Source organism: Psychrobacter sp. 5A.1, assembly GCF_030407455.1.
In the GTDB taxonomy this organism is placed as follows: Bacteria; Pseudomonadota; Gammaproteobacteria; order Pseudomonadales; family Moraxellaceae; genus Psychrobacter.
The window spans coordinates 1-26,374 of the sequence record NZ_JASDDJ010000013.1; the positions used below are offsets into that span (position 1 = coordinate 1).

The following is a 26,374-nucleotide window of genomic DNA, read 5'->3' on the forward strand; positions in this document are numbered from 1 at the left end:
CTGCACTATTTTCCTCGTTTGACGGCAATTTATCTCATTTTTATCACCATTTTTAAAATGAGGACACGCCCTAGAACATAAGATTTGTAGATGCATCTTCTTAAAAATATTAGAGAATCAAAGATTCCATAACAAATAGATATGAATGCTTGAAACCCGCTTAAACAGTTACTGTCACAACTCAGTATTAGTACCCCTCACGAACAGATAAGGATAACAATATGAGCCAGTCTTCTAACACCAATCGTATTCAAAAAGGCAGTCTTGCCATCGATCAGCAGTTATATGATTTTATTGAAAACGAAGTGCTACCGAAAGTCGGTGTTGATTCAGAAAGTTATTGGTCAGGTTTCGAAAAAGTTATCAAAGCGTTTACCCCACGCAATAAAGCACTACTAGAAACTCGTGACAAGATTCAAGCGCAGATTGATCAATGGCACCTAGATAATCCTGCAAAAAATGGCGAAATCGATTATCCAGCTTATAAGATATTCCTGCAAGAAATTGGTTATCTGCTACCTGAAGGCGAAGCGTTTACGGTTGATACCAAAAACGTCGATGATGAAATCGCTCACATCGCAGGGCCGCAGCTGGTTGTACCAGTTCGCAACGCTCGTTATGCGCTTAACGCGACCAATGCACGTTGGGGTAGCTTATATGATGCCTTGTATGGCACCGATGTAATTAGTGATGAGAATGGTCAAAAGGCGACTGGTAGCTATAATCCTACTCGCGGTGCGGCAGTTGTCGCTTATGCCAAGGCATTTTTAGACGAGCATTTCACACTAGCATTAGGCTCATACAATGACGTGATTGGTTTTAAAGTAGTCGATGGTAAGCTCGAGGTCATACAAGGTGATAGCAGTACCGAGCTAAAAGATACCGCTAAATTTGTTGGCTTTGTCGGTGACGCTGAATCTCCTACGGGTGTTCTGTTAAAAAATAACGGCTTGCATGCTGAGATTCAAATCGATAGCAATCATCCAGTGGGCAAAGACGATCCAGCAAACATCAAAGACGTACTGCTTGAATCAGCGATTACTGCGATTCAAGACTGTGAGGACTCAGTCGCTGCTGTAGATGCAGAAGAAAAAGTGGAAGTCTATCGTAACTGGCTCGGCTTGATGAACAGCGACCTACAGGAAACCTTTGAAAAAGGTGGCAAAACGCGTACACGTAAGCAAAACCCAGATCGTGAATATAACACACCAGATGGTGGCAAGCTGATCTTACCAGGTCGTTCGTTATTGTTAATTCGTAACGTCGGTCATCTGATGCAGAACCCTGCCATCTTGGTCGATTTGGGCGAGGGTCAAGAGCAAATATTTGAAGGTTTAATGGATGGCTTAATTACGCCACTATTATCACTCAACGATATCAAAGGTAAAAACGAGCTATCAAACTCACGCCAAGGCTCAATGTATATTGTGAAGCCAAAAATGCATGGCCCTGAAGAAGTCAAAATGGCCAATGACTTATTCAATGCATCAGAGGACTTGCTAGGTTTAGAACGCAATACGCTCAAAATCGGCATCATGGATGAAGAGCGCCGTATGACGGTTAACTTAAAAGAAGCAATCCGCCAAGCCAAAGAGCGCGTTATCTTTATAAACACGGGTTTCTTAGACCGTACAGGCGATGAGATGCATACCAGTATGAATGCAGGTCCGTTCGTACCAAAAGGCGAGATGAAGTCGCAAGCATGGCAACCTGCCTACGAGCAGTGGAACGTCGATATCGGTCTAGAGACAGGCTTACAAGGCCATGCTCAAATTGGTAAAGGCATGTGGGCGAAGCCTGATGAAATGAAAGAGATGATGGATACTAAGGCTGCTCATCCTAAGTCTGGTGCTAGCACTGCGTGGGTGCCATCGCCAACGGGTGCGACCTTGCACAGCATACATTATCATCAAGTAAATGTGGCCGATGTACAAGACAATCTAAAATCACGTGAACGTGCCAGCGTAGACGATATTTTGACCATTCCATTGGCAAAAAACACCAACTGGACTGAAGAGGAGAAGCAGCAAGAGCTTGAAAACAACGCTCAAGGTATCTTGGGTTATGTCGTACGCTGGGTAAACCAAGGGGTTGGCTGCTCTAAAGTACCTGATATCAACGATGTCGGTCTCATGGAAGATCGTGCGACCTTGCGTATCTCAAGCCAACACATTGCCAACTGGTTGCATCATGATGTGGTTAGCGAGCAGCAAGTGATGGATACGATGGAACGTATGGCCAAGGTCGTTGATGAGCAAAATGCAGGCGATGATGACTATCAATCAATGGCAGATAACTTCGATAGCTCTTACGCGTTCAAAGCCGCTTGTGATTTGGTCTTTAAAGGTCGTGAGCAGCCTAGTGGCTATACTGAGCCATTATTGCATCAGGCACGTCTAGATCTAAAAGCAAATGCGTAGAGCGTACCCTCATTTTTAAAATGAGGACACAGCCTAAAATAATAGACTGGATATGAGACCAAACAGCGTCTATTTGAGCCTATATTATAATGGGTAGACTGGCTCGTTTGTAACTGTCAGACGTACTTAAAGTAAGTGATAAATTGTCTTATGAGCGCTATTTATTTATCGATAAGTAGCGCTTTATTTTGGTCAGTTAATGAGCATTTATTACGAGAGTTTAAGAATATTGGTAACTGTATTAACCAATATTATTCGTATCTATTTGAGTAGATAGAAGTTTTTTTATAGCAGCTCAGACCTAATGAGGCGTGGGTTATTCGATATTAGATGTATCGAAAAAGCAAAAAAATATGTTGCAAATTATGTCAAAGTTGTTATGCTTGTACTCGAAGTATGAGTTTGGTAACGGATGTTACGCAATGGAAGGATAAAAACTAAAGATTACATGGCAGTTACTTTTTTGATCCCAGTTATGTAAATCATGGTTTTTTTCATCTTACTGTAATAGAACTTCGCCACACTTGTTTCTGACTAATCTAGGTAGCCAGTTACACATTATATCTTTGAGGATTTGTGACGATACCATTATGAGCACCAGCTAATAATAGCTAGCTTATTACTAAAATTGTAAAGTGGAGATACCCCATGAAAAAACTACTTTTAGCTACAGCAGTTGCTGCCCTATCTGTATCTGCAGCCAATGCCGCTCCTACCATATATGGTAAAGCATTTGTTACTGCCGATTATGTCAATGCTGAGTTTGATGGCCCTGCTGGCAACATGTATGATGAAGATACTGTAGAAATTAACTCTAACTCTTCACGTATTGGTTTTAAAGGCTCTGAAGCCATGACTGCTAATACTGATGTTATCTATCGTTTAGAGTATGGCACAAGCGTTGATGGTGATAGTAATGGCTTCACTAACCGTGACACATATCTTGGTGTAGTAAACAAGCAGTTCGGTGAATTTCGTGCTGGTAACAACCAATCTAGCCTAGACAAAATTAACAACGTTGTTGTTAACCAAGGTTATTGGGACAACATGGGTACTAACGTAAATGATGGCGATGTTGTTGAAGCATTAAACATGGCGGATAGTGGCCGTATCAATAGTTCAGTTATCTGGATGTCACCAAAGTATGACGGTCTACCATTACAGATGACTGCAATGTATAGTTCTGATGAAGCAAATGGTAATAAAGACGACGGCTTTGGCGTTGCAATGATGTTTGACCAAGGCACTGGCTTCACAGCTGGCGTTGCATATGACAAAGATCAAAACATCAATGGTGATATCATCCGTGGTACAGCAACTGTAGATCTTGGTAAGTACATGGCCGCTCCTGTAACACTTGGTGCTTTGTATCAGGTTGCAGATTATGACGTCAGTGGTTATGAGAAAGAGAAAGGTTTGGTAGTTAGTGCTCAAATGGGCCTAAACAACTTTGCCCGTCCAGCGTCTGTATATGCACAGTACAACAAAACTGACAACTTGGGCGGTCTTGATAATGCCAATTCAGACCAAATCGTTGTTGGTGGTAAGTACATGTATAAAGACAACATCATTGCTCATGCCTATGCTGGTATAAACAATGCTGATAATGTAGGCTACACGGGCTCTACTGGCGATGCTGAAGTATTCGTACTTGGTACTGGTCTAGAATACTTATTCTAGTATGAACTAGCATTTGACTCTAAAAAAACTCATCCTTCGGGGTGAGTTTTTTTGTTATATAACGTTTTAATGACAGAAAAATGTTTATCATCAGCCCAAAAAAATAAGAGTTTCAGATAGTTTGCATTTTTGCCCTATATTTTGTGGCGTATTTTTAGTAAAATCCTTCTTTACCAATTACCGACAGAGTACTATGACCAAGTTTATATTTGTGACCGGTGGGGTAGTGTCCTCACTAGGAAAAGGTATCACCGCAGCTTCTCTTGCCGCGGTCTTAGAAGCCCGTGGCGTGACCGTCACGATGACCAAGATGGATCCATACATCAACGTCGATCCAGGGACGATGAGTCCGTTTCAGCATGGCGAAGTGTTCGTCACCGAAGATGGTGCAGAGACAGATTTGGATTTGGGTTATTACGAGCGTTTTTTACGTCACTCAAAAATGAGTAAAAGTAATAACTTCACCAGTGGTCGCATCTATCAGAATGTTCTAAACAAAGAACGCCGTGGCGAATACCTAGGTGGTACGGTACAAGTTATTCCACACATCACTGACGAGATCAAAAGTAAAATCTTAGCCAGTGGTGAAGGTTATGATATCGCTATTATCGAAATTGGCGGTACAGTCGGTGATATCGAGTCACTGCCTTTCATGGAAGCCGTACGTCAAATGCAAGTAGAGCTTGGCCGTAATAGAGCCATGCTGATGCATCTGACCTTAGTGCCTTATATTGCCAGTGCTGGTGAGACCAAAACCAAGCCGACACAGCATTCGGTAAAAGAGCTACGCTCTATCGGTCTACAGCCTGATATTCTGATTTGTCGCTCTGATCATCATATCTCACCAGACAACCGTCGCAAGATTGCACTATTCACTAATGTGGAAGAGCGTGCGGTCATCATGTGTGAAGATGCTCAAAGTATCTATCAAATACCGCGCACACTGCATGAGCAAGATCTTGATGATCTAGTCTGCGAGCGTTTCGGCCTTGATGTGCCAGAAGCAGATTTGAGTGATTGGGATAAAGTTGTCGAAGCACAGCTCAACCCTGAAGCGGCAGTGACAGTAGCGATGGTCGGCAAATACGTCGAGCTTCCAGATGCTTATAAATCTATCAATGAAGCATTGCTACACGCAGGTATCACTCATAAAGTTGATGTTAAGATTGACTATGTAGATGCTGAACGTTTGGAAGATGATGACAATTTATTAGCGCAGCTCAATGACGCCGATGCTATCTTAGTACCAGGCGGTTTTGGTGAGCGCGGTACGATGGGTAAAATAAAAGCCATTACTCATGCTCGTGAAAACAACGTTCCTTATCTAGGCATTTGTCTTGGTATGCAGCTGGCCGTCATAGAATACGCGCGTAATGTGCTCAAAATTGATGCCAATTCTTCTGAGTTTGATCGTAAAACAGCTGAGCCTATCATTGGTCTGATCACTGAGTGGTTAGATGAACGTGGCGAGCTACAGATTCGCAGTGATGATTCAGACCTTGGCGGCACAATGCGTTTAGGCGCACAGCAAGCTGAATTGGTTGCTGGTAGCAAGCTAAGCCAAATTTATGGTGCAAGCAATATCACTGAGCGCCATCGTCATCGTTATGAGATGAATAACCGCTATATCGAGCCACTAGAGCAAGCGGGTATGAGCATATCTGGTTATTCTGCCAAGCAACATTTGGTAGAGTCGGTTGAGATTAGCGACCATCCATGGTTTGTTGCCGTACAGTTCCACCCTGAATTTACTAGCTCGCCACGCGGTGGTCATCCACTGTTTAACAGCTTTGTAAAAGCCGCAAAAGATTATAGCGACAATAAATAATCGTTGAGGCATGACAGCTTTACTGGTATCAAAAAAGACTGATCTTCGGATCGGTCTTTTTTTTGCTTAATTTAGGGTGTGTCCTCATTTTAAAAATGGAGATAAAAATGAGATAAATTGCCGTCAAACGAGAAAAATAGTGTAGATAATATCGAGATATTGACCAGCTATTTGACGATGTTTGGCAAAATTTAGCCATTTTTAGCCCAGTTAGATAACTTATTGTGTGAATTGAGGACATACCCTAGATAGCTGGTCGTTATCATTCAGTAAATATGCTTGCTAATGATATCTAATTACGCTTGCATACTTTCTTTAATCAGGCTATCGGTTACAATATGCGATAACAATATTAATAACAAGATAAGGGGCAGATGCTTCATGGAAAACTTATTGACAGCACAATCACACATCACGCTTAGCACACCTAGCAATGGTACGATCAACATTGGTAATGACCAACCCTTCGTATTGTTTGGTGGTATGAATGTTTTAGAATCAAAAGAATTGGCGTTTGAGATTGCTGAGCAGTATGTAGATATTTGCCAACGTCTGGGAATCGGCTACGTCTTTAAGGCCAGCTTTGATAAAGCCAATCGCTCAAGTTTGCACTCATATCGTGGGCCTGGGTTGGAGCAGGGGATTGATTGGCTCGGTCAAATCAAAGAAAAGTTTCAAGTGCCGATTATCACGGATGTGCATGAGCCACATCAGGCCGCCCCAGTGGCTGAAGTTGCTGATATTATTCAGTTGCCTGCGTTTTTGTCGCGTCAGACCGACTTGGTTCATGCGATGGCAAAAACAGATGCCATTATTAACATTAAAAAGGCCCAGTTTTTAGCCCCTCATGAGATGCGTCATATCGTCAATAAATGCTTAGAGGGCGGTAACGATAAGCTCATACTTTGTGAGCGTGGCAGTGCCTTTGGTTATAATAATCTGGTCGTCGATATGCTTGGTTTTGATACCATGAAGCAGATGGAAATACCGGTGTTCTTTGATGTGACGCACAGCTTACAGCAGCCAGGCGCGCGTAGTGACAGTGCTGGTGGACGTCGTGAGCAGATTACAACCCTTGCACGCGCTGGTATGGCAACAGGCTTAGCAGGGCTGTTTTTAGAGGCGCACCCTAGCCCAGAAACCGCAAAATGTGATGGTCCGTGTGCGCTGCGTATGAGTCAATTAGAGCCATTCTTGCGTCAGCTCAAGCAGATTGATGATTTGGTCAAAGGTTTTGAAGTATTGGATACTCATTGATACGGTAAGTGATAAAAGGGTTATGCAATGGCAATTCAAACGGTACAAGTAAGCATTGAAAATATCGATGACGAGAAAGGGTTGGATAGTGTAATGATTGCGCTTAAGCATATTTCTGGCGTGACTGCTATCGATCTTGATCCTACTCATGATATCGCGACAGTGAGTTATGATGACACGGATACCAGTATCCATGCTTTCACGGCGGCGATTAGCATGGTAGATTATGTGACTCAGCCATTTCCTATCGATGCACCACAGAACCCGCACCATCGTGACTAGAGACCCTAATAAAGTAACAACCAAAGTATCTTGTTGATGATGATAGGGCTTATGCTGATTCAGTGTGGCTTTGGCAGACTTTCAAAGATAAGAACACAGAGAAAATAGCAATCAGTGTTGTTTTTCACTCATAAAAATAAGGAGCCTGATATGGCAAACCAAACACGTATTATTAAAATTGATGGCATGACTTGCGGTGGATGTGTGGCAAGCGTGCATACGGCGACAGCGGATATCGATGGTTTGGATGATATTAGTATTGAGCTTTTAGACAATCAAGCGACGGTCACTTTTGACGACAGCAAAACCAGTGCAGACGCCATTGCTTCAGCTATCGAAGATGCTGGATTTGATGCGACAGTTGCCAACTCATAAACTCGGTCATCTATTCAAAAAACCAGCTACCATGTTATTACTAGCATGATAGCTGGTTTTTTCATGATTAAAAAATCCTAAATATTGGCTACATACGTGGCATCACCCACTTATTGTTATTAATTGAATGATAGCGGGTTGCTTGAATAGATGACAGTCATGACCATCTAAAAGGTGTTTTTGAAAATAGTGTAATATGTCCATCTATAATGGCTGGATATGCCTTACATTGCCTCCTTTGTTTTATTTGAAATTTTTGCCAACCCACTGATATTTTATTGTGGTTCCTACGACTTTATAGGCACCATGACGAGTTTTATTTATGAATGATACTACCCGCACCACCAGCGAAAAACCCTACGATGTTGAAACTGATGTTGAATCAAATACACCGCTTGCACCGCAACGTGCGCATCTGCAATTAGCGATTGATGGCATGACCTGTCAGGCTTGTGCCTCACGAATTGAGAAGGTGCTTAATAAAAAGCCTTCGGTGTACGATGTGAGTGTGAACTTTGCTGGCGAGACTGCCAATGTTGATTATGATCCTACCCAGACGACGCCTGAGCAGGTCACAGAGTGGGTGAACAAAACAGGTTTTGTAGCCAATGTGCAGGCAGCCGATAGCTTATTTTCTCAAACTGACGAAGATACCGCCACTCAATATCCATGGCGTTTGATCGGATTATGGATTTGTTTGGTGCCGTTTTTGGTGGGTATGGCAGGTATGCTGACGGGTTCTGGTATGGCGTGGATGCCGCCTATCTGGGTTCAGTTTATTTTAGCAACAGTGGTACAGTTTGGCTTGGCGTTACCGTTTTATAAAAGTGCATGGGCATCTATTAAAGGCGGCCTTGCCAATATGGACGTGCTGGTGGTCATTGGTACAGTGACGATATGGGCATATTCAACTTATCTGTGGCTCACGCATGGCGATGGGACTTTAAACAGCCTCTTGCAAAGTGGATACACAGGCGGACACGGTGCGAGTAATAGCCCAGCCGTATATTTTGAAGCAGGGGTGATGGTCATTGCCTTTGTGCGTACGGGTAAATACTTAGAGGAACGTACCAAAAAACACAGCCTAAACAGTATCGATTTATTACTGTCGTTGACGCCTGATGAAGTAGAGCAGCAGCAGCCAAATGGTGATTTCCATCGTATTGCATTGTCTGATGTGCAAGTGGGTGACGTCTTACGTGCAAAGCAAGGCAGCCGCGTCGCTACAGATGGTACAGTCATAGAAGGCAGTGGTTGGTGCGTGGAGAGTCATTTAACTGGCGAATCAGTCGCACTCAAAAAAGAGCAAGGCGATGGATTACTGGCAGGTGCCTTGGTAGAGAATGGCAGTTTGCTTTATCGCGTGAATGCGAAGGGCAGTGACACGAAACTCGGCGATATGGTACAAGCACTGAGTGATGCACAAGGCTCAAAAGCCAATCTGGCGCGTCTCGCTGATCGAGTAACGGCTATTTTTGTTCCCATTGTGGTTACGATTGCATTGGTTACCTTTGGGGTCACATGGTGGCTAACAGGTATGGTTGATACTGCCCTAATGCATGCCGTATCAGTATTGGTCATTGCTTGTCCTTGTGCGCTTGGTTTGGCCACGCCAGCGGCGATCATGGCTGGTATGGGCGTCGCCGCGCGTCATGGGGTGTGGTTCAAGGATGCACAAAGTCTTGAAGCCGCGGGTAATATTGATACGGTGGTGCTCGACAAAACAGGCACATTGACTATTGGTAAACCGACTATCGTCGATCATGTCATGGTGGACAAATCGCTTGCTGTTGATGACGTATTGCAGATTGCCGCCAGTGTCGAGGCGCATGCCAGTCATCCACTAGCAACCGCTCTGGTCAACACAGCCAAAGACCGTCAACTGCCTCTATTTAATGTGACCGATATCAGCGTGATAAAAGGTGCAGGTATACAAGCCAACATCGAAGGGCTTGGATTGATAAAAGTGGGTACGGCAGAGTTTGCTAATTTGACGCTGCCTAAGCTGATGCCAAAAGTATGGCAAATTGCCAGTACCGTTGCGATTAGTATTAATGATGAGCCATTAGGGGCATTTGCTCTGGCTGATGACTTAAAAACAGACACGCCGCGTGCGATCATTGCGCTACAAAATGCTGGTATCAATGTCATCTTGATGAGTGGTGATAAGCAGTCTGTCGTCGACCATGTAGCAGGGCAATTGGGTATTGATAAAGCTTATGGCAAGATGAGCCCGCGTGACAAGGCCAGTCAAATTGCGCTATTGCAGACTGCTGGTCATAAGGTAGCGATGGCAGGAGACGGCGTCAACGATGCACCAGCGATGGCCACTGCCGATGCCAGTTTTGCTATGTTTGAGGGGACTGATGTCGCGCAGCATAGTGCCTCTGCACGCTTAATGGGTGAGTCGCTCATGCATATCGATGCGGCGCAAAAAATCGCTCAAGCCACGCTACGCAATATCAAGCAAAATCTGTTTTTTGCCTTCATTTATAACTGTCTCGGTATTCCGCTTGCTGCGTTTGGGTTTTTGAATCCGATGGTTGCGGCAGCAGCGATGGCGCTTAGCTCTATCTCAGTACTCATGAATGCACTACGATTGACACGGTTTAAGACAGAAGTTGAGCTAAAAAATACAGTATCTATGTCTCATTTTGATGAAGACTACTCAGTGAAAGGGTAGATATCGCCGTTGCGAAGGTATGCTACAAATGGAAACAAGATAGCCATCGTGTAGATGCATATCTAGGATTGTTTTTATGACCGCAAGTCAGTGTAAGATAAGGGAAGTTTGGTAAAATATATGCTATGATGCCAAGCACTATAGCCGTCCCTCGATCTGCTCAATACACCTTTTATTGCTATTTAAACCTAGCCATATGATAGAAAGGTTTGCAGGGGTTTTAGGGGCAGTCGCTATGTGATATTTTGCTTTATCTTTTTTGTATGCTAGCTGCCGTTATTTATCTCACAAACTTGGCATGACCAAAGGAATTAACAGACATTATGTACGCTGAAGAAACCAACAACGTCACCGCAATTAAAGACATTCGCGCTCGTGAAATTTTAGACTCACGCGGCAACCCAACTATCGAAGCTGATGTTATCTTAGCTGACGGTACTGTCGGCCGTGCTGCTGCTCCAAGTGGCGCATCAACAGGCTCACGTGAAGCGCTTGAGCTACGTGATGGCGACAAAGCCCGTTTTATGGGTAAAGGCGTCAAAAAAGCCGTTTCTAATGTTAATAGTCAAATCCGTAGTGCTTTGATCGACAAAGACGTGACTGAGCAACAAGGCATTGATGATGCCATGATTGCACTAGATGGCACAGAAAACAAAGAAAGCCTCGGTGCTAATGCCATGCTAGCGGTATCACTTGCTACGGCAAAAGCGGCGGCCAAATCACAGAATCTACCATTACATCAATACATTGCCAATCTGCGTAATCAAACGTCGTTGACCATGCCTGTGCCAATGATGAATATCTTGAACGGTGGCGAGCACGCGGACAACACCGTTGATATCCAAGAGTTTATGATTGAACCTGTTGGCTTCACAAGCTTCTCAGAAGCGTTGCGTGCTGGTACAGAGATTTTCCACAGCTTGAAATCTGTGTTGAAATCACAAGGTTTAAATACCGCCGTTGGTGATGAAGGTGGTTTTGCGCCAAACCTACGTAGTAACGAAGAAGCCATCACGGTTATTATGCAAGCGATTGAACAAGTTGGCTATAAAGCGGGTGAAGATATCCACCTTGCGCTAGATTGTGCGGCTAGTGAATTTTATAAAGATGGTCAATATATCTTGGCAGGCGAAGGTAATAAATCTTTTGATAGCCAGGGTTTCTCAGACTATCTAGTTGGTTTGGCACGTCAATATCCGATTATCTCTATCGAAGATGGTCTTGATGAGTCAGATTGGGATGGTTGGAAGTATTTGACTGAGCAAATTGGCGATAAAGTCCAATTGGTCGGTGATGATTTGTTTGTGACCAATCCTGCTATCTTGCAAGAAGGTATCGATAAGCATATTGCCAATGCTATTTTGATTAAATTCAATCAAATTGGTACCTTGTCAGAAACGCTAGATGCGATTTATATGGCGAAGAAAAATGGCTATGCAACTATCATTTCACATCGTTCAGGTGAAACGGAAGACAGCACCATTGCAGACTTGGCTGTTGGTACAGCTGCGGGTCAGATCAAAACAGGCTCATTATGTCGCTCAGACCGTGTGGCAAAATATAACCAATTGCTACGTATCGAGCAGCAAGTACGTGCAAGCTATCGTGGCCGTGAAGAGTTTATCGGTTTACGTGGCTAGGACACACCCCAATAGTCTGACTGGCTTTTTAGTGTGCAATGTACGTTAAAAAGCCTAAGCTTGACTCACAATTCAAGCCAGGCGATATATAACAATTTATATATCGCCTAACCAACTTAACCTTTACTATCATTCTTTTTATATCGTTTGGCGTTATCACCTTATGAAATATTTTAGCCAATTTATACTACTTGCTTTAGCCGTTGCAGTGCTTTTAGGATTGCAATATCAGTATTGGCTGGGTGAAAATGGCCGCTTTGAACACAACAAATTGACGGCTCAAATCGAAGAGCAACAACGTTTGAATGACAAACAAGTTGCTGCAAATAATTTATTACGTACCGATGTTCAAGATTTAAAAACGGGGCTTGAAGCCGTAGAAGAGCACGCTCGTTTAGATTTGGGTTTAATCAAGCCAAATGAGACTTTTGTCCAAGTATCCACCGCACCCACGACACATAGCAACTATTAGCTTTTACGAATACATTAGCTTTTACGCCATACATTAATTTTTATGACGTAATATCACAACGTTATTATCTAACACCATTCATCATACTTAACATCTGCTTTATTTCTCTTTAAATATACTGTCATGGGCTCAGCCATGAGTACACTACTATGAATACAACCCCTAATATACATGCCATGATCGTCGCAGCAGGTCGCGGCAGCCGTTTTGGTGCATCTATCGCCAAGCAATATACAATGCTGCAAGGGCAGACCCTACTACAGCATAGCGTGGCACGGCTTGCTTGTAGTGCTTATATTGATAAGTGTCTATTGGTCGTGGCAGCAGATGACAGGACGGCGCAACAATTAACGTTTGCACTACCTATATGCTACGCAGTCGGCGGGGCAGAGCGTTGGCAATCAGTACAGGCAGGCGTTGAAGCAATTAGTCAAACAGGTGCTGATGATTCAGATTTAGTACTGATCCATGATGCGGCACGTCCCGCTGTACCGAGTGTAGATATCGACACAGTCATTAGAGCCGCGATGATGGAGCCTTATGGTGCTATCCTAGCAACTCCAGTGGCTGATACGCTAAAAACATCCTATACACAGTGCACTGATGCGAACCGTCCATATTCTTATGCCAAATGTACTATTGATCGTAGCAACATGTGGCAAGCACAAACGCCGCAAGTATTCCGTTTAGGTCAATTAAAACAAGTCCTAACCCACGTCTCTGAACACCAGCTCAGTATCACAGATGAAGCCAGTGCTTTTGAGCAACTGGGCTTTCCCATACGCCTAGTCTCTGGTAGTCGCCAGAATATCAAGCTTACCTATCCTGACGATGCGGTACTGCTAACAGCGATTATGGCTATTCAATCTTAATTTGACTTCAGACAATCAAATGGATATTTGATTTATTCGTATTGAGTAGCAGTCCTAATATTTAAATGTTCAACAGACCCTAGGGCGTGTCCTCATTTTAAAAATGGTGATAAAAATGAGATAAATTGCAGTCAAACAAGGAAAATAGCGCAGATAATATCGAGATATTAGTCAGCTATTTGACGCCGTTTGGCAAGATTTAGCCATTTTTAACCCATTTAGATAACTATCGATTGAATTGAGGAGATGCCCTAATCTACTTTGGAATATAATATGGTTATCACATATATTTTTTGAGTCCGAATTAGCCTACAGCCATTAATAAGTTGCTTTGATGACTAAACTAACCTATGATGTAACTAACTTAATACAATTAATATAAAAACTTATAAAATCAATAGTATATCGGACCAATTCATTACATTTAGTTATGTTGTCTCTATATTTTTTCTAAAGTTAGTATGATTGTTTTATCGACATTTACCTGATGATAGGGAGAAGCTGATTGCCAACAATCAACGATTCAACAAATCCAGTCACGACAAATCTCTGCCAGCTTGTATATATAAGCCGCATTACGTCCACTGGTCTTTCAAGCCCCAGCACACTCAATGATATCTCAGAGATCTCAGTTGAGCGTAATCAAATAGACAACGTTACCGGTATTCTTTGCTATGGCAATGGTTACTTTTTACAGTGCGTCGAAGGATCCGAGCAGGCGTTAACCAATCTAAAAAATCGTTTACTGGTAGACGATCGCCATAAAGAGTTAAATATTTTAGACTTTTCGGAGATTGCAGAACGTCGTTTTGCCAGTTGGTCATTACGCTCAGTGACGCTTGAGCGTTGGATGACCAAAGACCCTGAACTTAAAAAATTAATGCCATTCAAGCCTTATGAATGGGATTCTAATGAATGGCAAAAATTCTTGGATGTTTTGCAAGGTTATTATGAAGAGCAAACCAGAACAGGCAACATCGATACGCCACCTGTCAAATACAGTACGTTAGGGGTCACGCTGAGTAAGGTCGTTGGGCAGCACCAAGCGTTCTTTTTAATTCAAACAGTATTAGGGTTGATGATAGTTGCCACGTTATTGTGGTTATTGCTGTAATCGATAACCAAATATAAGAAAGCTAAATAAAAGAAAGCCAGCAATTTAATTGCTGGCTTTCTTTTGTTCAAAATGCCCTAAATGAATGACTTGAGCGTTAAAAATAGGCATAAAAAAACCCAGTTCATAATATATTATGAACTGGGTTTTTGGTGGTACGCTTGTTAGTCTGATCTAATGCTAAGCAATAGTGCCAACAAGTGACGCCGTATAGTGGCGTCCCCAGGGGGATTCGAACCCCCGTTACCGCCGTGAAAGGGCGGTGTCCTAGGCCTCTAGACGATGGGGACTAGTAACAACACTTCAACTGCTTTCACCATTTATGCTGAAGTGGTGCGTATTTTAATAGCGTCTGCGCTTCTTGTCAAGCCTTTTTCTACGTCTTTTTAAAATTAAGTATCTTTTTTTGAGTGCACGACTAGGATGCAGGTCATTACGCTTCAAGTGATATCGAATCCATAAAGAAGTACAAGCACTAATCGTCAATGCAAGCAGCATATAACCGAGGATGGTGCCCCATAACTTGAGTTGTGGATCCATAATAAAGTCCCTCTTATTAGTCTTGATAGTATTTTTTATCAAGACAGGGTGAGCAACTTAAACCATCTATAGGATATAACTATATCGCTTAGGAGTGATATTTTATCATCAGACAGTTATTCATATCCAATAGAACAACTATGTCTGTAATCAATAAATAGTTCCATCTATATATTATGATATCAATCATATCCCTATTGATTGCCAAATCAAGATGTCAAAGTCATCAAGTATTACAAATAGCACTATTATGTATGATTGGCAATATAGGATATGTGATTTATTGACTGTCGCTATCAGCTGACTCTTCTTTCGCGTCTTCATTATGCATCGCATTGGCCAGCATAGGATAGTGGTTAAGGATGTAACAGAATAGCTCAGCAGTCTTTTGAGTGTCATACAGGGCCGAGTGCGCATTTTTACCATCAAAATCAAGCCCAGCTGCTTTACAAGCGCGTGCCAGTACAGTTTGGCCAAAGGCTAATGCGGATAAAGTCACGGTATCAAATACTGAAAAGCTATGAAATGGGTTGTGACTTTTATTATTGGTTCGTAGCACCGCGGCATTCAGAAACGCCAAATCAAAATGCGCATTGTGACCAATCAACACGCACTGACGGCAGTCTTCATCACGGCGTACTTCTTTTAAGCCCTTAAAAATACGGCGTAATGCCGTTTTTTCATCTTCAGCAATGGCTTTGCGCATGGGGTTATTGGGATCAATACCAGTAAAGGCCAGTGCGCTTGGTTCTAAGTTTGCCCCTTCAAAAGGCTCGATATGGGCATTGAATGCCTCACCTGGATAAAATACGCCATGCTCATCAAGTAATACAGGAATGCAAGCAATCTCTAGCAGTGCATCGGTCTGTGCATTAAAACCTGCCGTTTCAACATCGACGACAACAGGCAAAAACTTGCGAAAACGGTCTTTCAAGCCCATAGGCGTTTGCTCATCTGTCACTGAGGCTGCGTCCTCTTTATGATTCGATAAGTTTTCATCAGGCAAGGTCGTTATGTTTTGATTGGTCATATAAAGTTAAATCACTTTTATCAGTCGTACTATTATATTAAATTAAAATAAGCATCCTATGATATCAACCACGCCTTTAGTACAAATGGAACTAGGGCGGCATTGATATCATAGAGTAAAATCAGAGGTTGCTTTATGCGTACTATGCTTTGTGAAAGCTATGCTTTACGAGAGCTATGCTTTGATAGACCATTGTAGTGTTTCACCTGCCATGAGCGGCGTCAGTGATGTGCCATCAAAATAAGGATAGTCAGTCGGCACTTGCATGGGCGTGTTGACAAGCGTGATCGTGCTGTCATTTAGGGGTAGGCCATAGAACTGCGCACCAAAGCGACTAGCGAACCCTTCTAACTTGTCTATTTTTCCAACACTATCAAACGCACTCGCGTACAAGGGTAGCGCCGTAGCCGCGCTATAGCAGCCAGCACAGCCACAAGCGGCTTCCTTCTTATCCGTCGCATGTGGCGCAGAATCTGTGCCCAAAAAGAACTTTGGATTACCACTGGTGGCCACATCTAGCAGTACTTTTTGATGGCTCTCACGCTTTAAGATAGGTAAGCAATAAAAATGCGGTTTGATACCACCAACCAATAAATGATTGCGATTAAACATTAAGTGCTGCGGGGTAATAGTAGCAGCAACATGATTGCCTTGAGCCAATACAAAATCCGCTGCATCACTGGTGGTGATATGCTCTACCACAATTTTTAATGTAGGGAATTTCACGATAATTTGTGCCAATACTTCATCTAAAAAGCGCTTTTCACGATCAAAGATATCTACATGGTCTTGTGTGACTTCGCCATGTATCAACAGTGGCAGATTGTACTTTTCTAATGCTTCAAACACATCCACACAGGCATTGATATTGGTAACCCCATCTGCAGAGTTGGTCGTCGCGCCAGCAGGATAAAGTTTGACGGCTTGTACAATACCCGACTGCGCTGCCAATTCGATATCTTGGGCGGTGGTTTTGTCCGTCAGATATAAGGTCATACGGGGATCGAACGCCGTTTTGCGCTCTGTGCTCAAGCTACTAGTTTCTAGATGCGACATGATACGCGCGCGATAGGCACGTGCATCGTCGACATTCTTGACGGGCGGTACTAGGTTTGGCATGCAAATCACACGGTTAAAGCTGTTTGCTGCATGCAATACAGTCGTGCTCAATGCGTTGCCATCACGTAAATGGATATGCCAATCATCTGGCTGAAGGATGGTCAGTTCTCTAATCGAATCAGTCATAATGTCGTTGCGCTCTATATCGTCATATACGGAAATAAAAGAAAAGGATGCTGTACCGCTATCATAACAGATTTGCCTACTTGACTAAATATAAGGCTAAATATCTGTACATAATTCATTGGGTGTTTTTCATTTGAGACAGTCAGATATCACCCAAATGCGCATAACCAAAATATAACGATCCAAAACTTAAACCAAAAGCGCATTCCTGATGGCAGTGGCACTTTTGCCTATAGTAAATATGATGTACACTGAGTAGGTAATTATCGTTTATCTCGCGATTGAATCTTAGCGCTTTTACCAAAATTAAATTCTCATAATAGGAGTTATTCATGGCTCAACTTGATCCAAAAAACATTAATAAAATCGTATTGGCCTATTCAGGTGGTCTGGATACCTCCATCATCGCTAAATGGTTACAAGAAACCTATGATGCAGAAGTCATCACCTTTACGGCTGATATCGGTCAGGGCGAAGAAGTTGAGCCAGCACGCGCCAAAGCAGAAGCCATGGGTATCAAGCATATCCATATCGAAGACTTGCGCGAAGAATTTGCCCGTGATTATGTATTCCCAATGTTCCGTGCCAATGCTATTTATGAAGGCGAGTATCTGCTAGGCACGTCTATCGCCCGTCCATTGATTGCCAAGCGCTTGGTTGAGATTGCTAAAGAACATAATGCTGATGCTATTAGCCATGGTGCAACTGGTAAAGGGAATGACCAAGTTCGTTTTGAGCTGGGTGCTGTCGCCTTGTCACCAGATGTTGTGACCATTGCTCCTTGGCGTGAGTGGGATTTATCAAGCCGTGAAAGCTTAATGAAATATGCTGAAGAGCATAATATCGCAATTGATTATGCGGGTAATAAGAAGAAATCTCCTTACTCAATGGATGCTAACCTGCTACATATCTCTTATGAAGGCGGTGTCCTAGAAGATCCGTATGCTGAAGCAGAAGATGATATGTGGCGCTGGTCAGTCAGCCCAGAAGAAGCGCCTGACGAAGCACAGTATCTAGAGCTAGAGTATCAAAAGGGTGACATCGTTGCTATCGATGGCGAAGCGCTTAAACCGTTTGAAATTATGATTAAGCTAAATGAAATCGGCGGCAAACATGGTATCGGCCGTTTAGATATCGTCGAAAACCGTTATGTTGGCATGAAGTCACGCGGCTGCTATGAGACACCAGCGGGTACGATTATGCTAAAAGCGCATCGCGGTATTGAATCATTAACTTTAGACCGTGAAGCCGCACATCTAAAAGATGAGCTAATGCCACGCTATGCAAAAATCATCTATAACGGTTATTGGTTTAGCCCTGAGCGTATGATGCTACAAGCATTGATTGATAAGTCACAAGAGTACGTCAACGGTACGGTTCGTGTGAAGCTATATAAAGGTGCAGTGAGCGTGGTTGGACGTAAATCTGACGATTCATTATTTGACGAAAAAATCGCAACTTTTGAAGATGATGCAGGCGCTTATGATCAAAAAGATGCAGAAGGCTTTATCCGTCTGAATGGTCTACGTCTAGCTATCGAAGCCAGCCGTGGTCGCGATTTATCGAAGTAAGCTTTTAGGCTGCTTGTCGCCAATTAAAAAACTGAAATCGTAAACAAAAAAACAGAGGCCTATTTCAATAGCGCCTCTGTTTTTTTGTTTTGTTTTAGATGATTTTTAGCTATTCAGCCTTTATAGACCCGTCGGTGACGGGTTCATCATCGTTTACTTTGACGATGGCCACGTCCTGTTGCTGCCGCTCTTCGAGGCGGTCTTGCTCCATGACTTCTTCTGTTGCGAGGATGGCACCATCAGATTTTTGGTTTTGATATTTGAGCATGGCCAATGCACCAAGAATCCCGATAACGATAAGAATAATCAGAATAACGGGGTTTTTCCAAAGCGGCGTTGCAGCCTCGTATTCAATCGGTTTTTCACTAATTGTGGCCGGCGTGTTGTCATTATTGACACCGATTAATCCCAAGCTAACCAGTGGGGGTTTGGGCGGAGTAGCAGGTTCAGAGTTGACGCGCAGGCGGTTACGGCTGAGATAGATATCTGATATTTTGGCGAGCTGTAATAACCAGCGCTGATGCGGTAAGGCAATGGCGTACATTTCTGCAAACACCAGCATGTCGTTATGATGACCTTGCTGCAAGTTATCAGGTGAGCGGCCAATGGCTTTTAGATAGTTACCTGTGGCCAGTTGCATGTCTTGCACAGGTTCATAGTTTTCAGGTTTGAATGCCGTCAGTTCGTACCAGTAATGATCGAAAGGCGGTGGGTTATTTGAGAGCTGCTCAGCACTTAATAGACCAGTCTCTGATGGATTTTCAGCTCCCGTGTCCACTGTATTTTCGGCTGCTATCACGGGCGCTTCGTTGTTGTTATTAGCCGGTTCAGCTGATAGCGTTTCTGGTTCACTGGCTGTAAAACGTGCGGCTGATAAAAACTGTGGCTGTAGCGCAAACCATTTATTGATTTCATCACTATCTAATTGACTGTATTCTGCCAAAATCGCCAATTCTCGGAGCACAATCACACATAAAGACGTCAGCAAAATTTGAATTTGTTGCGTCGTCGCGTCTGTTTTTGCTGCAATATGATCGCTCGCTTTGATGACTCGTGCATTATCATTGAATATTGCGTCCGCGGCATCATGACGATGATACAACGTCGCATTGATGGTCGCAAAATTCATCGAGTTGTATTGTCGTAATTCTTTGACAGCACTACGACCAAACAGTTTTTTGCTGACCACTTGACCATCATGGCGCTGCTGATAAGCGAGAAGGGCACTAACAATGGCCTGCAAACTGTCATCCATTGCTAAGCGCGCTTGCGACAATGAAAGTTGGGCGGCATCTGCCAATAACGACACCATAGGCATGGTATCTTGATATAGAAAATCATACATCGACACACGTGTCGGTGAAATAGTCGTCATAATCTGCTAGCATCAAAAAGTGTGCCCCTATATTACGGTGCCAAATGCCTTGATACAATCCCTTGATAATAGAAATTTCTAATCATTTTGCCGATTACCTTAACAGTAAAACTCTAAATGAATGAGAGCAGGAAGCATTTATGACAAATAATGAGACGTTTAATAAACAGCTAGTGATTAATATTGCCAAGCAAACACTAACGATGTACCAGCCGCAGGCTGAAATTGCTCACTATACTATCTCTACAGCAAAGAACGGTATCGGTAGCCAGCAAGACAGTGGCTGCACACCACTTGGCAACCATGTCATTGCAAAAAAAATAGGCGGTAGTGAGCCGATAAATACAGTGTTTATCGGGCGAGTACCCACAGGCGAAATATACGATGAAAGCCTTGGTGAGCGACACCCTAAACGTGACTGGATATTGAGCCGTATTCTTTGGCTCAGCGGTCTGGAAGAAGGCGTGAACAAAGGCCGCAATAGCGAAGGTGGCTGTGATACTTATGAGCGCTATATCTATATTCATGGCACGCCCAACACTGAACCAATGGGTATGCCGCTCTCACATGGCTGTATACGTATGCGTAATGAAGATATTGTTGAGTTGTTTGAGCAAGTCGAAGAGGGTATGCCTGTGACGATTGTGCCTGATTAAGGCGTGTTGCACATTTGACCATGGTCGAATGTGCAACACGCCCTATTTAAACACGATAAAAAAAGACAGCCTGTTATATAACAAGCTGTCTTTTTTGTGGAACGGTTTTATCGTTATGAGAGCAGTAACCGTCATAAAAATAACATGATTACCAAAATGTGGCGCTGTCTTTAAATTTTGCCAAACGTGTCTCAATGTGAGTGTAATCATCCGTGAGCATGGCAGCCAGAAAGCCTGCACCATATAACGCATTGGTATCTGTCGCGGCTTTTAGCTCATAAAACTGCTGATACTGATTGTCCTCATAGCGTTGTTCTAATGCTACCTGTGCCTTTATCAAGCGCTTTAGCCAACGTTGGGTTTTCTTTTTCGCTTTTTTCTTACTTAATAAAGCGGCGGAGAATTCACTCATATAGCGTAAATCTTTTAGGTGATCGCATAGCTCACTTTCGGCTTGATCTTCATCAGTGATATCCATGTCTACTTCTTCATCGCCGTTATCAAGGTCGGCATCACTCACTTCATCAAGGTTTTTATCGGTTTTAAGACATTTTTTATACTGTTTAGCTAGGATTTTTGCTAACTTATCGTGGGCAAGCTTATCATTTTGAGGTTCAATACTGGGATCGCTCATAGTAAAGGCAATCAGCTCTAGCAAGGTTAGCTGAAAGTCGTTGGCTTGCAGTGTATTGAGTGGCGTGATTTTTATATTTTCGATATCTGTCGACCAATCAACAGCAGGCGCGCCATATTCTTGTAGCTCAGGCTCGATATGTGTACCGATATAAGCGAGCTGATAATAATCGGTGAGTAGGGTCGCGGTTTGCTTTAGTATCGGTAGCCAGTCAGGGTTGATTTCATCAGAGAAATCAGCAAATGCCTTTAGTGCTGCCTGCAAGCGATCCATACCGATGCGTAATTGCAAAATATGCGCATCTTCTTTGCTGCCAGCCACGATAGCACTGCTATTCGGTAGTATGTGCAGCAGACAGTTATGCACGGCTGCCCGCACAAACGCTGGCATGGTGCTGTCTTTATCCACTTGTAGTTGACGGATATCCGCGCCAACCGCTGGACTGTGGTTTTTTCCATTGATCAGTAAGCCGCCGTTCTCAGCTTTGGTGACGGTAGACAAGCACAGCTTATAACGTTTGCACCATGTTTTGGCTGTCGTGAATAAAAAATCGACATCCCCTGAGACCAATTCGAACTCTATTTCTTGAATGGTTTTTCGCTGTGTGTCATCAGTGCCATGGATAATCTCTCCGTGGTCGTAAGCCATTTCGATACAGCCACTGGTGTCATCATTATTATCTTCTACCAGCAACCGCGTGGTGCGCTGTACATCAGTGACATACAGTCGTGTCAGCGTTTTGGCCAGTTTTTTGAGTTTAAAGTTAGCCAATGCAGAAGCGATTGAAGTGTCATCGTATATCGTCAAATCAGGCATCAGCTCATTATTATCGAGCATTGTTTGCACTTGCTCATTGTCTAACACCGCATTGTGCTCCAAGCGTGCAGCAATACCATCGCCACCCGCTTTGATTGTCTGTACCCATGTATCCCCTTCTTTGCGGATGCGAAGGCCTATACCTGCCTGTGCAAGCTGCTGGTCAGGCGTATCGTAATAATGGGCAGCCAGTTGCGTTATCTGCGAGGATTTGACTTTTGCTTGACGCATCAAGCCTTTCAGCCGTGACTCTGGTACCAAAAACTTCAGCTCTATCTCTTGCATGATGGCTCCCAATTATTTTAATAAACGTTAATTGACTACTATCGTATGAAAGCTATCAATTAATAACAAGTAATATTTCATAAGATTGCCTAGGGCGTGTCATCAATTAGTACATTGATACATTTAGTGGTCTTAAAATGGCTAAATTTTGCTAAACATCGTCAGTAATTTTGTCAATATGTTCATATTAACGGCCATTTCTTCCTTGTTCATCTACAATTTTCCTCATTTTAAGTCTCACAATCCAATTAATGACACACCCTAGGTATTTTTTCTATAAAAAATACACTTTTGTTTCATTGTCGTTATAATTAAGAAAAATATTGAACAAAAGTATATCTAATATAAGTGAACTCTTTATGGCATTGGTAAATAATTTTTTGAAAAAAAATGGTTTTGAGCAGCACGATTTTATGATGAGTAGATTTAAAACATCATCGCAACCCAATCGTTTGTCATTATCTATAGCAGCAGCGATGCTCGGGTCCGTATTGCTCATGAGTGGCTGTAGTCCATCTGAGGAATATGCAGAAAGTGCCTCAGAGGAGTCAAGTGACTATGCGGATGAACAAGACGTTAGTGCTGATATAAATACCGTCATGTCTGAACAGTCAGCTGTGGCAGACCTAGAATCAGAGGTCAACAGTCAGGATAATGAATTGACGGTTGAAAATTTATCAGGCAACAGCGAACAAATACTTGGCAGTCAAGCGGCAGACATCCAAATCGCTGGTAAAAAACTGCTGATTAATGCCAGTGCAAACTTTACTGTCAAAGACGTGGTCAAGAGTAGTGCTGCTATTGAGACGTTGACACGGCAGCAGGGTGGCTATGTGGCGCTCAGTAATATTAGCAATTATCCACGCAATGATAGAACCTTTGTCCAAGGTGATAAAAATATTACGATTACAACCTATAATCGCCAAGCTGAAATGACGGTTCGGGTTCCTCGTGTCAACGTCAATAAGTTTTTAGAACAAATGCAGCAGCAAGTGGCTTTTTTGAATGGTCAAGAGTTCACCGCACAAGATGTTACTTTGGATATTTATCGTGAACAGCTGGCAAGTCAGCTAAATAGCGATATGGCGGATGAGCTCAGTCAAGAGCGTCTCGATAGCAAAAATGATAAAGATCAGGGTAGTAATGTGGATGCTATCACCGCTACTTATGCAGCACGTCGTCAAAAAGAATTGGCAAAGCTTGAGCAAATGGATATCGCCGATAAAGTCAAATACAGCACCATCAATCTGAGCTTTATGCAGCCAGATGTCAGTTATAAAGAAACCACGCAAAACCTAGACGTTTTGATAGATGCTGAGCGGCCAAGTTTTAGCACCCAAGTTAATCAATCATTCAAAGATGGCTGGGAGATACTCAGGTCATTGGCACTGGGTCTCATACAGTTGTGGTGGTTGCTTGTACTAGGGGGTGTGTTTTATCTCATTTATAGAATGATAAAAGCGATCTATCGTAAGTTTTTTAAACACAACCCTCGTGTAAAAAATATACGACGTGAGTTAATGGGTGAGAATCAAGAAATTAATCATTCAGAGGGTATAAAGCGCAGTAAACTAGATGATAATACGGACAATGCTAAAGAGACTGATAGCAAGGATGCTAAGTATTAGAATGGAACATTAAAAAGCTCACAATAACAGAGTGTCAATAAACGGACATAAAAAAGCCGCCCTACATTATGTAGGGCGGCTTTTTTAGCAATTACTTATAGAGAGTCAGTGATTAGAACTGGTTCATTGTGTTCTTGCCGCCGCCAGCTTTCAGTGCGTTGTCACCAGAGAAGATTTCTTTGTGATCATCGCCTAGGTCAGAACCAGCCATTGCTTGATGCTTAACACAAGCGATGCCTTCGCGGATTTCTTTACGTTGTACGCCAGCTGCATAAGCAAGCATGCCTTCTTCACCGAAGTAGCCTTTAGCAAGTTCATGAACGCTAAGTGCAGTCGTGTGATAAGTCGGTAGCGTGATTAAGTGATGGAATACACCCGCTTCACGTGACGCATCACGTTGGAAGTTCTTAGCGGCTACGTCAGCTGCTGCATCAAGCTCAGTACCGTCGTAATCAGCACTCATCAAGTCATCTTTATTGTATGCAGAGATGTCTTTGCCTTCTTCTTCCCACTGTGCGATAACTTGCTTACGGAAGTTAAGCGTCCAGTTGAATGATGGGCTGTTGTTGTATACAAGCTTCGCTTTAGGCTGTTGCTCTTTGATACGGTCAACCATCATTTTGATGTGTTCTACATCTGGTGTTGGTGTTTCAATCCATAATAGATCGGCACCGTTTTCTAGAGCGGTCACACAGTCAAGGACAACGCGGTCAATGTTTGTGTCTTCACGGAACTGATATAGACCGTTTTGCAGACGAACTGGACGTACTAGTTTGCCGTTGTGCTTAAGCAAGCTGTCGTTTTCTTTGGCGTTTTCTAACGTGACTTCTTCCATTTCGATGAAGTCGATGTATTTAGAAGCCAAATCGCCTGGCTCATTTGATACTGGGATTTTTTGTGTGAGTGATGCGCCTTCAGAGTCAGTACGAGCAACGATAACACCGTCTTCAACACCAAGCTCTAGGAATGCATAACGGATAGCGTTTAGCTTAGAGATGAAGTCTTCATGCGGTACAGTTACTTTACCAGCCTGGTGACCACATTGCTTAGCATCAGATACTTGGTTTTCAACCTGAATGGCACAAGCACCTGCTTCGATCATTTGCTTAGTCAATAGGTAAGTGGCCTCTTCGTTACCGAAACCTGCATCGATATCAGCAATGATTGGCACAACATGTGAATCAAAATTTTCGATTTTTTCTACGATAGCTGAGGTGTCTTGACCCGCTTCTTCAGCAGCGTTTAGCTCACGGAAATAATCGTTCAATACTTTAGCATCGGCTTGACGTAAGAACGTATAGATTTCTTCGATTAGCTTAGGTACTGAGGTTTTTTCGTGCATAGATTGGTCAGGTAGTGGACCAAACTCAGAGCGTAGGGCTGCAACCATCCAACCTGAAAGGTAGATATAAGTTTTAGAAGTCGTACCGAAATATTTCTTTTTAGCGTACATAGTTTGCTGTGCAACAAAGCCATGCCATGCACCTAGAGACTGTGTGTACTGAGACGTATCATTGTCATAATCTTCCATGTCTTGACGCATGATTTTTGCAGTATACTTTGCGATATCCAAGCCCGTTTTGAAACGATTTTGTGACATCATACGTGCCGCATCAGTCTCGCTAATGTTCTGCCAGTTGCCGTGCTTTTGCTTCAATTCACGTACTAAGTCGATCGCTGATTTATATGCAGTTGACATCTATAGTCTCCTTGGTGGGGTGTAAAAAACGAATAAATTAATGGTCAAAATCATGAGAGTATCGTATTGCTAAAATGCTATCGGACGAAAAGGCTGTCTTTCAATGCTGGGTTATTATTTATCTATTGAGGTTCTATTTACCCTAAACAAACCGATACCTTAATACAAGGGCATTGCTGAACTCGGCAGTTGACAGTAATTGCTAGGCTCTGAATATTTGCTAAATTTCACGACCTATCTTGGCAAAGTGCTTGAGTACTTAATAGACAGTG

The 26,374-nt window shown here is 42.9% G+C and carries 20 protein-coding genes and 1 tRNA gene; 14 read left to right on the top strand and 7 right to left on the bottom strand.

The window, feature by feature from the left end:
• The first annotated feature begins 221 nt into the window (after positions 1-221).
• The 11 genes from QL982_RS04520 (at position 222) to QL982_RS04570 (ending at position 14,623) form a co-directional block, all read left to right on the top strand.
• On the top strand, positions 222-2,420 hold the full coding sequence (locus QL982_RS04520; RefSeq protein WP_290190182.1) for a malate synthase G: 2,199 nt from the start codon (positions 222-224) through the stop codon (positions 2,418-2,420).
• Between the two features lie 648 nt (positions 2,421-3,068).
• Positions 3,069-4,100 (top strand): porin, encoded by a 1,032-nt coding sequence (locus tag QL982_RS04525; protein ID WP_290190183.1) that lies wholly within the window; start codon positions 3,069-3,071, stop codon positions 4,098-4,100.
• Positions 4,101-4,293: 193 nt separating this feature from the next.
• Positions 4,294-5,928, top strand: coding sequence for a CTP synthase (locus QL982_RS04530; protein WP_290190184.1), 1,635 nt, complete (start codon positions 4,294-4,296; stop codon positions 5,926-5,928).
• 381 nt (positions 5,929-6,309) lie between these two features.
• Positions 6,310-7,185 (top strand): 3-deoxy-8-phosphooctulonate synthase, encoded by an 876-nt coding sequence (gene kdsA / locus QL982_RS04535; RefSeq protein ID WP_290164212.1) that lies wholly within the window; start codon positions 6,310-6,312, stop codon positions 7,183-7,185.
• Between the two features lie 27 nt (positions 7,186-7,212).
• Positions 7,213-7,467, top strand: coding sequence for a heavy-metal-associated domain-containing protein (locus tag QL982_RS04540; protein WP_290164211.1), 255 nt, complete (start codon positions 7,213-7,215; stop codon positions 7,465-7,467).
• A 150-nt stretch (positions 7,468-7,617) separates the two neighbouring features.
• Positions 7,618-7,842 carry a cation transporter gene (locus tag QL982_RS04545; RefSeq protein WP_290164210.1) on the top strand — a complete coding sequence of 75 codons (225 nt, stop codon included), beginning with the start codon at positions 7,618-7,620 and terminating at the stop codon, positions 7,840-7,842.
• 322 nt (positions 7,843-8,164) lie between these two features.
• Entirely contained in the window at positions 8,165-10,525 is a 2,361-nt protein-coding gene (locus QL982_RS04550) for a cation-translocating P-type ATPase (RefSeq protein WP_290164209.1), read from the top strand.
• A gap of 323 nt (positions 10,526-10,848) precedes the next feature.
• Positions 10,849-12,165: a phosphopyruvate hydratase gene (gene eno / locus QL982_RS04555; protein WP_290164208.1), complete on the top strand. Its 1,317-nt coding sequence runs from the start codon at positions 10,849-10,851 to the stop codon at positions 12,163-12,165.
• Positions 12,166-12,328: 163 nt separating this feature from the next.
• Entirely contained in the window at positions 12,329-12,637 is a 309-nt protein-coding gene (locus tag QL982_RS04560; RefSeq protein WP_290164207.1) for a septum formation initiator family protein, read from the top strand.
• A 149-nt stretch (positions 12,638-12,786) separates the two neighbouring features.
• Entirely contained in the window at positions 12,787-13,509 is a 723-nt protein-coding gene (ispD, locus tag QL982_RS04565) for a 2-C-methyl-D-erythritol 4-phosphate cytidylyltransferase (RefSeq protein ID WP_290164206.1), read from the top strand.
• Between the two features lie 505 nt (positions 13,510-14,014).
• On the top strand, positions 14,015-14,623 hold the full coding sequence (locus QL982_RS04570; RefSeq protein ID WP_290165343.1) for a BLUF domain-containing protein: 609 nt from the start codon (positions 14,015-14,017) through the stop codon (positions 14,621-14,623).
• A gap of 214 nt (positions 14,624-14,837) precedes the next feature.
• On the opposite strand, the gene QL982_RS04575 is transcribed toward QL982_RS04570, so the two are convergent.
• The 4 genes from QL982_RS04575 to pyrC form a co-directional block, all read right to left on the bottom strand.
• A tRNA-Glu gene (locus tag QL982_RS04575) sits at positions 14,838-14,913 on the bottom strand.
• A 52-nt stretch (positions 14,914-14,965) separates the two neighbouring features.
• The gene (locus tag QL982_RS04580) at positions 14,966-15,163 is read right to left on the bottom strand and encodes a hypothetical protein (RefSeq protein ID WP_290165345.1); all 198 of its coding nucleotides are present in this window, start codon (positions 15,161-15,163) and stop codon (positions 14,966-14,968) included.
• 280 nt (positions 15,164-15,443) lie between these two features.
• Positions 15,444-16,103 carry a ribonuclease T gene (gene rnt / locus QL982_RS04585; RefSeq protein WP_290165357.1) on the bottom strand — a complete coding sequence of 220 codons (660 nt, stop codon included), beginning with the start codon at positions 16,101-16,103 and terminating at the stop codon, positions 15,444-15,446.
• Between the two features lie 264 nt (positions 16,104-16,367).
• On the bottom strand, positions 16,368-17,438 hold the full coding sequence (gene pyrC, locus QL982_RS04590; RefSeq protein ID WP_290165347.1) for a dihydroorotase: 1,071 nt from the start codon (positions 17,436-17,438) through the stop codon (positions 16,368-16,370).
• A gap of 332 nt (positions 17,439-17,770) precedes the next feature.
• Between pyrC and QL982_RS04595 the strand changes: the two genes are divergently transcribed.
• The gene (locus QL982_RS04595) at positions 17,771-19,009 is read left to right on the top strand and encodes an argininosuccinate synthase (RefSeq protein WP_290165349.1); all 1,239 of its coding nucleotides are present in this window, start codon (positions 17,771-17,773) and stop codon (positions 19,007-19,009) included.
• A gap of 109 nt (positions 19,010-19,118) precedes the next feature.
• Here the strand turns inward: QL982_RS04595 and QL982_RS04600 are convergent, their stop codons facing one another.
• The gene (locus QL982_RS04600) at positions 19,119-20,384 is read right to left on the bottom strand and encodes a hypothetical protein (RefSeq protein ID WP_290165351.1); all 1,266 of its coding nucleotides are present in this window, start codon (positions 20,382-20,384) and stop codon (positions 19,119-19,121) included.
• Positions 20,385-20,524: 140 nt separating this feature from the next.
• Between QL982_RS04600 and QL982_RS04605 the strand changes: the two genes are divergently transcribed.
• The gene (locus tag QL982_RS04605; protein WP_290165353.1) at positions 20,525-21,040 is read left to right on the top strand and encodes a L,D-transpeptidase; all 516 of its coding nucleotides are present in this window, start codon (positions 20,525-20,527) and stop codon (positions 21,038-21,040) included.
• A gap of 148 nt (positions 21,041-21,188) precedes the next feature.
• On the opposite strand, the gene QL982_RS04610 is transcribed toward QL982_RS04605, so the two are convergent.
• Positions 21,189-22,775 (bottom strand): CYTH and CHAD domain-containing protein, encoded by a 1,587-nt coding sequence (locus QL982_RS04610; protein ID WP_290165355.1) that lies wholly within the window; start codon positions 22,773-22,775, stop codon positions 21,189-21,191.
• A gap of 359 nt (positions 22,776-23,134) precedes the next feature.
• Here QL982_RS04610 and QL982_RS04615 point away from each other — a divergent pair, with 359 nt between their 5' ends.
• The gene (locus tag QL982_RS04615) at positions 23,135-24,403 is read left to right on the top strand and encodes a DUF4349 domain-containing protein (protein WP_290164410.1); all 1,269 of its coding nucleotides are present in this window, start codon (positions 23,135-23,137) and stop codon (positions 24,401-24,403) included.
• Between the two features lie 112 nt (positions 24,404-24,515).
• On the opposite strand, the gene QL982_RS04620 is transcribed toward QL982_RS04615, so the two are convergent.
• Positions 24,516-26,102, bottom strand: a complete 1,587-nt coding sequence (locus QL982_RS04620; protein ID WP_290164409.1) for an isocitrate lyase — start codon at positions 26,100-26,102, stop codon at positions 24,516-24,518.
• Positions 26,103-26,374: the final 272 nt, after the last annotated feature.

Bases quoted from the DNA above. Each gene is read 5' to 3' on its own strand.
- QL982_RS04520 (WP_290190182.1), top strand. From the start codon at position 222: ATGAGCCAGTCTTCTAACACCAATCGTATTCAAAAAGGCAGTCTTGCC.
- QL982_RS04525 (WP_290190183.1), top strand. From the start codon at position 3,069: ATGAAAAAACTACTTTTAGCTACAGCAGTTGCTGCCCTATCTGTATCT.
- QL982_RS04530 (WP_290190184.1), top strand. From the start codon at position 4,294: ATGACCAAGTTTATATTTGTGACCGGTGGGGTAGTGTCCTCACTAGGA.
- kdsA (WP_290164212.1), top strand. From the start codon at position 6,310: ATGGAAAACTTATTGACAGCACAATCACACATCACGCTTAGCACACCT.
- QL982_RS04540 (WP_290164211.1), top strand. From the start codon at position 7,213: ATGGCAATTCAAACGGTACAAGTAAGCATTGAAAATATCGATGACGAG.
- QL982_RS04545 (WP_290164210.1), top strand. From the start codon at position 7,618: ATGGCAAACCAAACACGTATTATTAAAATTGATGGCATGACTTGCGGT.
- QL982_RS04550 (WP_290164209.1), top strand. From the start codon at position 8,165: ATGAATGATACTACCCGCACCACCAGCGAAAAACCCTACGATGTTGAA.
- eno (WP_290164208.1), top strand. From the start codon at position 10,849: ATGTACGCTGAAGAAACCAACAACGTCACCGCAATTAAAGACATTCGC.
- QL982_RS04560 (WP_290164207.1), top strand. From the start codon at position 12,329: ATGAAATATTTTAGCCAATTTATACTACTTGCTTTAGCCGTTGCAGTG.
- ispD (WP_290164206.1), top strand. From the start codon at position 12,787: ATGAATACAACCCCTAATATACATGCCATGATCGTCGCAGCAGGTCGC.
- QL982_RS04580 (WP_290165345.1), bottom strand. From the start codon at position 15,163: ATGGATCCACAACTCAAGTTATGGGGCACCATCCTCGGTTATATGCTG.
- rnt (WP_290165357.1), bottom strand. From the start codon at position 16,103: ATGGGCTTGAAAGACCGTTTTCGCAAGTTTTTGCCTGTTGTCGTCGAT.
- pyrC (WP_290165347.1), bottom strand. From the start codon at position 17,438: ATGACTGATTCGATTAGAGAACTGACCATCCTTCAGCCAGATGATTGG.
- QL982_RS04595 (WP_290165349.1), top strand. From the start codon at position 17,771: ATGGCTCAACTTGATCCAAAAAACATTAATAAAATCGTATTGGCCTAT.
- QL982_RS04600 (WP_290165351.1), bottom strand. From the start codon at position 20,384: ATGACGACTATTTCACCGACACGTGTGTCGATGTATGATTTTCTATAT.
- QL982_RS04605 (WP_290165353.1), top strand. From the start codon at position 20,525: ATGACAAATAATGAGACGTTTAATAAACAGCTAGTGATTAATATTGCC.
- QL982_RS04610 (WP_290165355.1), bottom strand. From the start codon at position 22,775: ATGCAAGAGATAGAGCTGAAGTTTTTGGTACCAGAGTCACGGCTGAAA.
- QL982_RS04615 (WP_290164410.1), top strand. From the start codon at position 23,135: ATGGCATTGGTAAATAATTTTTTGAAAAAAAATGGTTTTGAGCAGCAC.
- QL982_RS04620 (WP_290164409.1), bottom strand. From the start codon at position 26,102: ATGTCAACTGCATATAAATCAGCGATCGACTTAGTACGTGAATTGAAG.